This window comes from Roseiarcus sp., assembly GCF_052145395.1.
In the GTDB taxonomy this organism is placed as follows: domain Bacteria; phylum Pseudomonadota; class Alphaproteobacteria; order Rhizobiales; family Beijerinckiaceae; genus Roseiarcus.
This window is the reverse complement of sequence record NZ_JBKQOT010000364.1, coordinates 1-7392: the sequence shown is the minus strand read 5'-3', so window position 1 is coordinate 7392 and position 7392 is coordinate 1. Positions and strand designations below refer to the sequence as shown.

The 7392-nt window shown below is 67.0% G+C and carries 6 protein-coding genes; all 6 read right to left on the bottom strand.

The window, feature by feature from the left end; genetic code table 11:
- Positions 1 to 457 precede the first annotated feature (457 nt).
- Positions 458 to 1597, bottom strand: a complete 1140-nt coding sequence (locus tag ACLP25_RS12260) for a substrate-binding domain-containing protein (protein WP_442469473.1) — start codon at positions 1595 to 1597, stop codon at positions 458 to 460.
- Positions 1598 to 1652: 55 nt separating this feature from the next.
- Positions 1653 to 2642 (bottom strand): ABC transporter permease, encoded by a 990-nt coding sequence (locus ACLP25_RS12255; protein ID WP_442469472.1) that lies wholly within the window; start codon positions 2640 to 2642, stop codon positions 1653 to 1655.
- Positions 2639 to 3622 carry an ABC transporter permease gene (locus ACLP25_RS12250; RefSeq protein ID WP_442469471.1) on the bottom strand — a complete coding sequence of 328 codons (984 nt, stop codon included), beginning with the start codon at positions 3620 to 3622 and terminating at the stop codon, positions 2639 to 2641. Before ACLP25_RS12250 ends, ACLP25_RS12255 begins: the two co-directional genes overlap by 4 nt.
- Positions 3619 to 5139, bottom strand: coding sequence for a sugar ABC transporter ATP-binding protein (locus ACLP25_RS12245; protein WP_442469470.1), 1521 nt, complete (start codon positions 5137 to 5139; stop codon positions 3619 to 3621). The genes ACLP25_RS12250 and ACLP25_RS12245 overlap by 4 nt, the downstream gene beginning before the upstream one ends.
- A gap of 371 nt (positions 5140 to 5510) precedes the next feature.
- On the bottom strand, positions 5511 to 6800 hold the full coding sequence (ribB, locus tag ACLP25_RS12240) for a 3,4-dihydroxy-2-butanone-4-phosphate synthase (RefSeq protein WP_442469469.1): 1290 nt from the start codon (positions 6798 to 6800) through the stop codon (positions 5511 to 5513).
- A 59-nt stretch (positions 6801 to 6859) separates the two neighbouring features.
- Positions 6860 to 7392 (bottom strand): zinc-binding dehydrogenase (locus ACLP25_RS12235; protein WP_442469468.1); only part of this gene is annotated, 533 nt, incomplete at its 5' end.

Below are 7392 nucleotides of genomic sequence, written 5' to 3'. Positions count from 1 at the left end.
CGCCTTCATCGACACCGTCTACAACGCCAAGCGTCTGCACTCGGCGCTCGGCTACAAACCCCCAGCCGAGTTCGAGGCCGAATTCCGCCGGGACAACCGCAACCCAACAAACAAGGACGAAGCCCTGGCACCGAATTAGCCGTGTCTCAGCCGAGGGGTGCAGTCCACAAATATTGTTGCGCGCGAATTTCTTCGTCATGCGACCCAACCCCGCGTAAGCGGCCGCGTCCCGTCCAAGACGGCGTCGATCCGTTTGCGCTTCATCAGAGGATCGCATGAAGGGATCATAGCGGTATTTCCGATTTTCCGCAATCAAAATCCGGGCCCCCGCCCTTCACGCGCGTGGGAGGGCGGTAGGGTGACGGTTTGACCGTCGCGACCCGATTTCATCGGGCTCTAGGGCCGGTTCGCCGGTCAACGGCGGAGGGGCGCGAAGCCCCTCCGCCTCCAACGCTCGCTACTTTCCGCCCCAGCGCTGCGGATAGCCGGGCAGGTCCTCGCAGCCGCACATGGCGTAGTGCAGCGGCGGCATCTTGTCGTTGACGTACTTGTCGAGGTCGGCCTGGGTGATGGTCGGCTGCGGCAGCTTCCAGTTCGGTCCGCTCACCGGCTCGCCCTTGAGGATCTCGACCGCGGCGATGATCGGCGTCCGCCACTGGAAGGTCGGATAGGTCGGGGCGATCGCCGTCAGGCTCTTTTCTTTCCACTTCTTGAGAAAGTCCTCCTGGTCCTCGCCGGTGATGATCGGATACGGCTTGCCTGCGTCCTCGAAGGCCTCGAGCGCGGCGACCGAGGTCGCGCCCGCGTCCATCCAGACCGCATCGATATTGCCGAAGCGATTGATGTAGTCCTCGACGATCTGCTTGGTCTTGGCGTTGTCGCCGCCGGTGAACTCGGCGCCGACGACGTTGATCCCGTGCTCCTTGAAGATCCGGTTGGCGGCCGACCATCGCGTCTCGAGCACGTCGACGCCGGGCGAGATTCTGAGCGCCAGCACCTTCCCGCCCTTGGGCAGTTTGTCGACGACGAAATTCGCCGTCTGGATGCCCCACCCATAGCCGCCGACGGGATTGATGAAAGTCACCGGGCACTGGGTGAGCACGCCGCGGTCGAACACGATCACCGGAAGCTTCTTGCACGCGGCCTCGACCGCAGGCGTCAGCGCGGCCGTCGTGGTCGGGGAGACGATGAGCAGGTCGCAGTTTCCGCTCTCGACGAAGGCGCTGATGTCGGAAATCTGCTTGTCGTCCTTGGCCTGGGCGTCGGCGACGGTGAAGGACTTGATGTCGTTCTTCAGCACTTCGACCTGCGCCTGCATGTTCGTGAAGCCGACAACGCGCCATGGGTTTTCGAGGCTCGCGTTCGAGAAGCAGATCCGGTACGGCCCGGGCTTCTTGTATTGCGACGTGTCGACCATCTTGCCGCCGACATGCTGCTCCCACGGCTTGCCGGCGGGCCCCTCCGGCGTCATCGCGAGCATATCCTTGGCGGCCTGGAATTCCTTCGGGTCGTCGAAGTTCTGGGCGAACGCTGGACTCGCGAGCCCCGCCAGCGCCGCGGCCGCGAGCATTGCGGCGACCGATGCTTTCACCATCATTTTCTTTCCTCCTGCCGACCATGCGGCTTTCACACGGCGCGCCTTTGCGTCGCCGTTATCCGACGCGGCGACGGCGCCATGCGCCGAACGCCACCGCCGCGATCAAAATGAGTCCCTGCGCGGTCTCCTTCAGCGGCTGCGGCAAGCCGAGCAGGGTCAGAAGCGTGAAGAGCGCGGTGAGCGTCAGGGCGCCGGCGACCGCGCCGACGACGGTGCCGCGCCCGCCCATGAGCTGGACCCCGCCGACAACGCAGGCGGCGATCGCCTGAAGCTCGAGCCCGAGCCCGACGTCGACCGAAACCCCGCCGAACCCGCCGAGCATGACCCCCGCCGTAACCGCCGACAGCGCCGAAATGACGAACGCCCCCAGCCGAACGGTTTCAACCTTGACGCCGGCGAGGCGAGCCGCGCGGGGGTTGTCGCCAACGGCGAACACCCGCCGGCCGAAGACGGTTCCGTGCAGGCCCCACCAGGCGAGCGCCGCGACGGCGGCGAGCACGAGGACCGCGAGCGGAAAGACTTTCACGACGGGCACGTCGTGAAACATGAAACGGCCGAACATCCGGAAATTGTCGGGCAGGTAGCCGCGCGGTGCGCCGCCGCACCACATCATCGCGGCGCCATTGACCGAGAGCAGCGTCCCGAGCGTCGCGATGAACGAAGGGGTCTTGAGGTAGGCGACGATCGCGCCGTTGATCAGGCCGACGACGAGACCGATCGCGTAGAGGACGCCGATCGCCCACCAGGTCTTCGAGGGGTCGTTGGCCGTAAGCATGGATCCGCCGATGACCGTGATCGTCACGAGCGATCCGACCGAGAGGTCGAACCCGCCGCTCACCAGCACGAAGACCTGCCCCGAGGCGAGGATCGCCAGCGGCGCCGCGCGGCGCAAAAAATTCATCGCGCCCGCGGGCTCGAGATAGCTCGGCTGCAGGAGCCCGACCGCGCCATAGAGAACGACGAGCACGACCACCGCGAAATTGATCTGCCGGGCGAACGCGGCCGCGGGCGAGGCGTGCTTGCTGTCGTCGAGAACGACGGTCATGCGACGAGGTCCCGCGACCGCACGGCGTAGACGGCGACGGCGGCGACGACGATCGCGCCGCGCAGGACGAGCTTGGGATAGGCGGAGACGCCGAGCATGTTGAAGGCCGCGTCCAGCGACGCAAACAGAAGGACGCCCGCCAGAGTCCCCCAGACGCCCCCACGCCCGCCAGCAAGCAGCGTCCCGCCGATGACGACGACCGCAATCGACTCGAGATCGTAGACGCCGTCGCGACCGACCCAGGGCGCGCCGGAGCGCAGGCGGCTGGCAAGATAGAGCCCCGTGACGCCTGCGGTCAGGCTGCACGCGACATGCGCTCCGATCGTGACGAAATCGGTTCTTATCCCTGCGAGCCGCGCCCCTTCGACGTTGCCGCCCACGGCGTAGAGATGGGCGCCGAACTTGGTCGCTCCGAGGACGACCGAGGCGAGCGCCGCGAGCACGAAGAGGCCGATCACCGAGAATGGCGCGCCGCCCCAGCCGCCGTAGGCCAGCGCCTGAAACTCCTTCGGCACCGAGCCCGCGAAATTGGTGAAGCTCGCTGAGAGCAGACCCTGCAAAATAAGACCGACGCCGAGCGTCGCGATGAATGCATTGACCTGAAGCCATGCGATCAGCGCCCCATTCAGGACCCCTACCGCCGCCGAAACGATGATGACGAGAGCGACGGCCGGCAGCATCATCTCGGGCCGCCCCTGCATGACGTAGGACGCGAGCACGGCGCCGACGCTAATGAGGTTCGCCACCGACAGGTCGATCGAGCCGGCGAGGATCGCAAAAGTCTGCCCGATCGCGACGATCCCAAGCGCCACCATCCTTTGAAGCAGACCAACCACGCCCTCAGCTTCGAGCATTTTCGTCTGCCCGGTCCAAAGCGCCACGCCGACATAGAGCGCGACGGATCCAACGAACAGCAAGAGCGGTGCGGCTAGGCCGAAGCGTCCGACGGAAGGGGAAGGAAGCGCGCCGGCGTCGCTCATTGCGCCCTCATTTGCGGCGCGCGATCGTCGTGACCGACGGCCAGCGCCATGACGTCCTCTTCGCCCGCGCCGCCCGGCAGTTCGCCGGCGACCCCACCTTCCCGCATCACCACAATCCGATCGCTCACGCCGACGATTTCCGGCAGGTCGGACGAGATCATCAAAATGCCGCGCCCGCGGCCGGCGAGGTCGCGCATGATCCGGTAGATCGCGGCTTTCGCCGCCACGTCGACGCCCCGCGTCGGCTCGGAAAAAACCAGGACCTGAGGGTCGAGCGCGAGCAATCGCGCGATGATCACCCGCTGCTGATTGCCGCCGGAAAGCTGCCGGATTTCTTGATCGAAATTCGCGGCGCGCACGTCGACCTGCTTCAGCCGCTCGTCGGTCGCCGCCGTCGACATCGGCGCGGCGTTGGGGGACCTGAGGAGGTTGGCGAACGCCCGCTGGCTTAGCGCGGCGTTATCGCGCACCGACTGCTGCATCAGGAGACTTTCGCGCTTCCGGTCCTCCGCGACGCGGCCGAGCCCTGCTTCGAGCGCAGACCGCGGGTTCGAAAACGCGACGACCTTGCCGGCAATCTCCATCGTCCCGCTCTCGAACGGCTCGTCTCCGGCGATGGCCCGGCCGAGCGCGCTCTTCCCCGAGCCTTCGAGGCCGGCGACGCCGACGATTTCACCCGCGCGGACAGCGAGATCGACGCCGCGCAGTCGCCCGTTGGTCCCACCGCGGATGACGAGCGTCGGCGATCCGGGGGCGACGGTTGAACGGGGCGGGTAGAAGTCGCTGAGGTCGCGGCCGACCATGGCGCGGACGAGGCGGCCGGTCGGCGCCTCGGCGAGCGGCGCGGTCAGCACGGTCCGGCCGTCCTTCAGCACGGTCACGCGATCCGCCACGGCCTGGATTTCCGACAGGTGATGCGAGATGTACACGATCGTGACGCCCTGCCGGCTCAGGCGCCGGACGAGATCGAGCAGGCGCGAAGCATCGGCGCCGTCGAGGGCTGCGGTCGGCTCGTCCATCACCAGGATCTTCGCGTCGAGGGCGAGCGCCTTGGCGATCTCGACGATCTGTTGATGGGCAATCGACAGGTCGCCCGCCGCGACGTCGGGCGCGATGGCCGAGCCGAGGCGATCGAGGAGCCGCGCCGAATCTGTGCGCATTTTGCGGCGGTCGAGCGCGCCGAAGCGCGAAGGCTCGAGGCCGAGGTAGATGTTCTCGGCGACCGTCCGATACGGCAGAAGGCTCAGCTCCTGGTGGATGATGCTGATCCCCGCCCGGCGGGCGGCGACAGGATGGGAGAACGAGACGTCGCGCCCGTCGAGGCGGATGCGCCCGGCGTCGGGGGGATAGATCCCGCCGAGGACTTTTATGAGAGTCGACTTGCCGGCGCCGTTCTCGCCGCAAAGCGCGTGAACCTCGCCACGCGCGCAGCCGAAGCTGACGTCGTCGAGCGCCCGCACCCCGGGGAATGTCTTGACGATGTTGAGCATCTCGAGCGCGAGCGGCTGATCCGTCACGGCGGCGTCTCTTTGTGTTCAGCCGATGCGCCCGTCCGTTTGTCGTCGAACAAGCGCTCCAAGGCCGCCGCGCGCCTTCGCGCAGGATTCAGCCCGCCTCTGGGCGCTGCAAGTACGGTCTCGCTCTGTTTTTCCGTCCCAGCCGGCGCTCTTGCGCACAGGTACGCCATTGAAGGCGCCCTCCCAATTCCCCTCACGTGATTTTGGCGGCGAGGAACGGCGCTCATGATGGCGCCGGCGAGCGAAGCCGTCGAGTCCCTGCCGCCATGGTCATCGACTTAAGGAGGCCCGCGAGCGTGATTGTCCGCGGCGCTCGTTCTCGAAGGCTTGGGACGAACGGCTGGCGGAACTGGCCCACCTGATCCGCCCTATCAGCCCTCGATCGGCTCGACCGATGCGATCTCGATGCCGAAGCCGGAGAGCCCCACGTAGGTGCGTGGGTGATTGGTCCTGAGCCTTATCGACGAGACGCCGAGATCGCGCAGGATCTGTGCGCCGAGACCCACTTCGCGCCACTGTCTTTCGCGCATGGTGTCGGATCCGGACGACTCCGCGCCGAAGTTCACCGGTACCCCCGCCGATCCGTCGCGCAGGTAGACGAGCGTGCCCCGCCCCTCCTCCTTGAACCGCTGCAGCACCTTGGGGATCGCGCCGCCGCTGAACACGTCGTTGACGATGTCGCAGCGATGAAGCCGCGCCGGCATGTTGCGGCCGTCGCCGACGGAGCCGTGGACGAAGGCGAAATGCAGGACCGAATCGAAGGTCGTGCGATAGGCGTAGCCCTGAAGCTCGCCGATCGGCGTCTCGACGGGAAAGGTCGCCACCCGCTCGACCAGCTTCTCGCGCCCCTGCCGGTAGGCGATGAGATCGGCGACCGAGATCCGTTTGAGATTGTGCGTCTCGGCGAAGGTCGCGATCTGCGGCCCGACCATGACGGTGCCGTCGTCGTTGGCGAGCTCGCAGATGACCGCGACCAAGGGCAATTGGGCAAGCTTGCAGAGATCGACCGCGGCTTCGGTGTGGCCGGAACGCATCAAGACGCCGCCCTCTTTCGCAATCAACGGGAAGACATGACCCGGGCGGGCGAAGTCGCTCGCGCCCATGTTGCCGTTTGCGAGCGCCCTTACCGTATTGCAGCGTTGCTCGGCGGAGATGCCGGTGGTCAGGCCGTGCTTGACGTCGACCGAGACGGTGAAGGCCGTGCCGAGCGGGGCGTCGTTCGCCGCCACCATCGGCGGCAGGTTCAAACGCCGGGCGTCCGCCGTCGTCAGCGGGGCGCAGACGATGCCGCAGCCGTTGCGGATGATAAACGCCATCTTCTCGGTCGTGCAGAGCGAGGCTGCGACGATCATGTCGCCCTCGTTCTCCCGGTCGTCGTCGTCGGTGACGACCACGATCTCGCCGCGCGCGAAGGCTTCGATGGCTTCCGTGACGGGATTGGTCATGTCGGGTCCTTTTCGCCCTGTCGGCGGGTTGAGCAGGAAATCGTTGGGCGTGACCGCGCCGTCAGTTTCGGCGACGATGCGCTCGGCGGTCTCGCGCGACAGCCAAGCGCCGTCGCCGCGGCATATCAGCGTCACGGCGCCGGGAGAAACGCCGATGCGCCGGGCGAATTCCGCGCGCGAGACGCCCTTTTGCCTGAGCCAGACGACGAGTTTCATGCCACAACATAAGCGGCGCTTTAGCTTGGCTCAACCCCGGGCAGAGCGTTTAGCAAGGCTCAATCCACCCGGATCAGCATCTTGCCGAAGTTCCCGCCACGCAAAAGGTCGACCAGGGCCAGCGGCGCGTTCTCGAGGCCGTCCCGGATCGTCTCACGCCACTTGAGCCCGCCCGCGGCGACATGGCCGGCGAGCTCGGCCAAGGCCTGGGGCCAGAGATCCATGTGGTCGGAGACGATGAAGCCCTCGACCTTGATGCGCCGGACGAGGAAGATTCGCATGTCGGGCAGAGCGGTCGGGGCGCCCTCATAAGAGGCGATCAGGCCGCAGATCGCCGCCCGCGCGAAGTCGTTGAGCCGCCGCAGCGCCTGCTGGAACGGCTCGCCGCCGACGTTCTCGAACAGGCCGTCGACACCGCTGGGAACCGCGGCCTTGAGCTCCTCGGCGAAGTTTTGCGACTTGTGGTCGACGCAGGCGGCGTAGCCGAGCTCCTTCCCGGCGTAGGCGCATTTCTCCGCCCCGCCCGCAAGCCCGACGGCGCGCGCGCCGGCCGCCCGAGCGAGTTGCCCGACGACCGAGCCGACCGCCCCGG